The sequence below is a fragment of the Demequina subtropica genome, assembly GCF_000971235.1.
Classification (GTDB): domain Bacteria; phylum Actinomycetota; class Actinomycetes; order Actinomycetales; family Demequinaceae; genus Demequina; species Demequina subtropica.
Window position 1 is genome coordinate 1 of the sequence record NZ_BBMB01000004.1, and the last position, 4573, is coordinate 4573.

Here is a 4573-nt window from a genome sequence, read left to right on the forward strand (position 1 = left end):
AATGTCGAACAAGCGGGGCAGGCCTGCACGGGCGATGATCCGTCCCGCCGTCGACGCCGAGATCCCCGCCGCGGTCGCGAGCTCGGCCGCGTTGAGCCGGTCGTTCTCGCGCAGCGCCACCACTGTCGCGACGATCTCCGTCGACGTCCGTGTCGGGCTCACGTGGGGTCGCGACGAGCGATCTTCCAGCCCCGCATCGCCTTCAGCCTGGTAACGGCCCCACCAGCGGTGCGCGCAGGTGCGAGAGACACCCATCTCCTTCGCGACATGCGCGACGGGACGGCCAGCAGCGATCCGCTCGACGAGGATCTGACGTCCACGGACAGTCAAACGAGCATTACGGTGGTGCACGAGAAGGCCTCTTTCGTTGGCGACTAGACACCACCAATGATCGAGGCCTTCTCCCTTACCTCCGTGACACCAACGTCATGACCGAGTACATCTAGCGCGAGCATCGGATCCGCGAGCCTTGCGAGGTCGCGAGGGTTCTCAAGATCGAAGTAGTGGCTGCGCTGAGGCTCCAGGTGCCTGCGCACCAGGGAGGTCTTTCCCACCTGGCGCTGGTCCGTGAAGAGCACCGCAGGTGACCGCTTGAGCGAGGCGCGGAGGCGATCGACGTCACGGTCACGGGGAAGCCGCTGGTCGCTCACCCTGTAATCCGAACGTCAGACGTTCGATCTGCGGGGTGGAGGTCGCGAGTCGCCCTCGACGGCGCATCGTCCGCCCGGGACTTTCAGGGGTCGCAACGCACGAATCGTTTCGATTACAGTGGGGGCAACACGCCCGAGAGAGCGCTCTCACGGCAACGCAGCCAGACGAAAGGCACCACCCATGCAGTTCGGCCACTTCGACGACGAAGCGCGCGAATACGTCATCACGACGCCCCACACGCCGTACCCGTGGATCAACTACCTGGGTGCCCAGGACTTCTTCGGGCTGGTGTCGCACACGGGCGGCGGCTACTCGTTCTACCGCGACGCGAAGCTGCGCCGCCTCACGCGCTACCGCTACAACAACGTGCCGGTGGACGATGGCGGCCGCTACTTCTCCATCAACGACGGCGGCGACGTCTGGAGCCCCGGCTTCCGCCCCTACAAGACTGAGCTGGACTCCTTCGAGACCCGCCACGGCATGGGCTACACGCGCATCACCGGCTCCCGCAACGGCCTCGAGGCGAGCGTCCTGCTCTTCGTCCCCGTCGACGTCAACGCGGAGATCCACCGCGTCGAGCTGACCAACACCTCCGATGCCCCCAAGAGCTTCTCGCTCTTCAGCTTCCTCGAGTTCAACCTCTGGAACGCCGAGGACGACCAGACCAACTATCAGCGCAACCTCTCCATCGGCGAGGTCGAGGTGGTCGACGGCGCGATCTATCACAAGACCGAGTACCGCGAGCGTCGCGACCACTACGCGGTCTACGGCGTCAACGCGGAGATCGCGGGCTTTGACACCGACCGCGACACCTTCCTCGGCTTCGGCAACGGTTTCGACGAGGCCGCCGTCCCGCACGCGGGCAAGGCCCAGAACAGCGTCGCCTCCGGCTGGTACCCGATCGCCTCGCACCAGCTCGAGGTCACCCTCGAGCCCGGCGAGTCCAAGGCCTTCACGTTCGTGCTCGGCTACCTGGAGAACCCGCGCGACGCGAAGTGGGAGGCGCCCGGCGTCATCCGCAAGGACGGCGCTCGCGAGCTGCTCGCGAAGTTCGCGACCGACGAGCAGACGCTCGCCGAGTTCGAGAAGCTCAACGCCTACTGGGACGGCCTGCTGGGCTCGTACACCGTCGAGTCGGGCCACGAGAAGCTCGACCGCATGGTCAACATCTGGAACCAGTACCAGTGCATGGTGACCTACAACATGTCCCGCTCGGCCTCGTTCTTCGAGACCGGCATGGGCCGCGGCATGGGCTTCCGCGACTCGTCTCAGGACCTGCTCGGCTTCGTCCACCTGGTCCCCGAGCGTGCCCGTGAGCGCATCATCGACATCGCCTCGACGCAGTTCGAGGACGGCAGCGCCTATCACCAGTACCAGCCGCTCACCAAGCGCGGGAACCACACGCTGGGCTCGGGCTTCAACGACGACCCGCTGTGGCTGATCCTCGGCGTCGCCGCCTACGTCAAGGAGACGGGCGACTTCGCGATCCTCGACGAGATGGTGCCGTTCGACAACGACGAGTCCAAGGCCGCCTCCCTCATGGAGCACCTCAAGCGCTCGTTCGACCACCCGCTCAACAACCGGGGCCCGCACGGCCTGCCGCTCATCGGCCGCGCCGACTGGAACGACTGCCTCAACCTCAACTGCTTCTCCACCGAGCCCGGCGAGTCCTTCCAGACCACTGGCAACCGCACCGGTGGCGTCGCGGAGTCGATCTTCATCGCCGGCATGTTCGCCGCCATCGGGCCGGACTACGCGGCGCTCGCGCGCCGTCGTGGGGACGATGCCGAGGCCGAGCGTGCGGAGGCCGCCATCGAGGAGATGAAGGCCGCCGTCATCGAGCACGGCTGGGACGGCGAGTGGTTCCTGCGCGCCTACGACTACTTCGGCAACAAGGTCGGCTCCGCCGAGAACCCCGAGGGCCAGATCTGGATCGAGCCGCAGGGCTTCTGCATCATGGGCGGCATCGGTGTCGAGGAGGGCCTCGCGGAGAAGGCGCTCGACGCGGTGGAGGAGCGCCTGGGAACCGACCACGGCATCGTGCTGCTGAACCCGGCCTACACCGAGTACCACGTCGAGCTGGGCGAGGTCACGTCCTACCCGCCGGGCTACAAGGAGAACGCCGGCATCTTCTGCCACAACAACCCGTGGGTGATCATCGCGGAGACCGTGGTGGGCCGCTCCGAGCAGGCGTGGGACCACTACAAGCGCATCACGCCCGCGTATCGCGAGGAGATCTCCGAGGTCCACCGCCTCGAGCCGTACGTGTACGCGCAGATGATCGCGGGCAAGGACGCGATCCGTCACGGCGAGGCGAAGAACTCGTGGCTCACGGGCACCGCCTCGTGGAACTTCGTGACCGTCTCCCAGTACCTGCTGGGCGTGCGCGCGGACTACGACGGCCTCGTCGTGGACCCGTGCATCGGCGCCGAGGTGTCGGAGTTCACGGTCCGCCGAGTGATCCGCGGCGCGACGTACGTCATCAAGGTGGCGAACTCGGGCGGCAAGGGCGCGTCGCTCACCGTGGACGGAGAGGCCGTTGAGGGGTCGCTCGTCCCGTACGCGGCGCCGGGCTCCGTGGTGGAGGTCGTCGCGACGGTCTGAACCGGTGAAGGTCAAGGCTGAGGGCGCCGCGGTTGCCGCGGCGCCCTCGTCATGCCGGTGGGGGTGTCGGGTCCCGGCCCGTGCGTGGCACACTGCCGGGGAACGGGGGGTTGTGCATGTGTGAGCCTGAGGTCGAGGACGCGTACCGGGAGTCCGGCGCGCTGGTCCACACCCTCGCGCTGCGCTCGCTCGGCTCCGTCGAGGAGGCCGAGGACATCGTCCGCCGCGTCTTCGCGTCCGCCGCCGCGTCCGGGGCGCTCGACTCGCGCGAACTCTTGCACGAGGCCGCGGACCGCATCACCGGCGACCTCGAGCGGCGCGTGCGCGCCAAGCTCGTCGCCCTGGACGATGCGCCGGTGGGCGGCGAGGCCGTCACCGACGCCTCCGCGGTGCTCGCCGAGGCGGACCGCATCCTCATCGCCGCGGCTCTCGAGGGGCTCGACGCGGATCGCCGCACCGCTCTCGAGCGCGCGCTGGTCGAGGGAGAGCCCCGCTTCGAGCTCGCGCGCTGCCTCGGGATGCCCGAGGAGGACCTCGAGGTGCTCCTGCGTGACTCGCTGCTCGCGCTGTGGACCGGCACGCGACCCGGCGAGGGGCATGCGTCCGTCGAGTCGCTCGCCTCGCGCGCGCTCGGGATCCGCATCGCGGACGGCGGACGCGAGCACATCGCGCAGTGCCGCGAGTGCAAGACGGCGTGGCGTTCCCTCAACGACCTGGTCGGCTCGGTGGCGCGCATGCGTGTCACGGGGGCCGTGGTGCCGCCGCGCGACGGCCTGTGGGATGAGGTCCGCGACGCGGTCGACGCGGGTGCTCCGGTGGAGGTCGACTGGCGGGCGCAGGCTCGTGACGATGCGGCACGGGCCCAGCGCCGCCGCACGATGGTGATGGGCGTCGCGATCGTCGCATCGAGCCTGCTGGTCGCGCTCGCGGTCGCGCTGGGGCAGGCGTTCCTCGAGGGGGACCGCGCCTCCCTGGTGTCCGCGCAGCTGGAGGACCCCCGCTCGGGCGCCGACGCCGGGCAGGCCTGGGTCGAGGCCACGCCCGAGGGTGCCGAGGTGATCGTCATCGACGGCGTCTACCGCGAGTACCCGGACGCCTACCTCGAGGCATGGCTGGTCATCGGCGACGAGCCGCCGATCTCTCTCGGGCAGGTGGCCTCCGCGCACCACGAGGTCGCGCTGCCCGCGGACGCCGTCACGGCGGTCGGGGCGCGCATCGAGGTCACCCGCGAGCCCTGGGACGGGGATCCCGCGCGCACAGGCGACGTGATCGCCGCCGGCGACCTCGGCTGAGCTTCCCCCGCACCCCGCCCCCGCCC

3 protein-coding genes are annotated in these 4573 nt (G+C 69.2%); 2 read left to right on the forward strand and 1 reads right to left on the reverse strand.

Annotated elements, in window-relative coordinates; all coding sequences use genetic code 11:
- Nucleotides 1–351 (reverse strand): helix-turn-helix domain-containing protein (locus AOM06_RS14695; protein WP_156163572.1); only part of this gene is annotated, 351 nt, incomplete at its 3' end.
- A 480-nt stretch (nucleotides 352–831) separates the two neighbouring features.
- Here AOM06_RS14695 and AOM06_RS03625 point away from each other — a divergent pair.
- Both AOM06_RS03625 and AOM06_RS03630 read left to right on the forward strand, forming a co-directional pair.
- Entirely contained in the window at nucleotides 832–3255 is a 2424-nt protein-coding gene (locus tag AOM06_RS03625) for a glycoside hydrolase family 94 protein (protein ID WP_062302928.1), read from the forward strand.
- 116 nt (nucleotides 3256–3371) lie between these two features.
- A complete protein-coding gene (locus AOM06_RS03630; RefSeq protein WP_062302932.1) occupies nucleotides 3372–4547 on the forward strand; it encodes an anti-sigma factor domain-containing protein in 1176 nt (391 codons plus the stop codon).
- The last annotated feature ends 26 nt before the right edge of the window (nucleotides 4548–4573 follow it).